The organism is Prevotellamassilia timonensis (assembly GCF_021531665.1).
Lineage (GTDB): Bacteria > Bacteroidota > Bacteroidia > Bacteroidales > Bacteroidaceae > Alloprevotella.
Window position 1 is genome coordinate 1 of sequence record NZ_JADYUH010000244.1, and the last position, 230, is coordinate 230.

Sequence of the window (230 nt, forward strand, 5' to 3'; positions counted from 1 at the left end):
GTTTCTTCGGCAGGAGCATGCGGCAGAACGTACTCTTGCCGAGTCCCTGACGCTCGCTGACCAGCAGCGGAGCAATCTGACAATCATACACATCCGCGCTTTCTTCTTCGCCGAGCCAGCCCTTCACCGCGCCGCGCAGCCAGCGGCGGAACACCTTGTTCCAGAGTTCATCCGAGGAGATACGCGCCGCGAGTTCTCCGACGCGGTCGCGACCGTCCCAGGCGGGGAGG

At 63.9% G+C, this 230-nt stretch carries 1 protein-coding gene; it reads right to left on the reverse strand.

Annotated features, from left to right (window positions below):
* The coding region (locus tag I6E40_RS10905) for a virulence-associated E family protein (protein WP_235387307.1) at window positions 1-230 on the reverse strand (230 nt) is incomplete at both ends.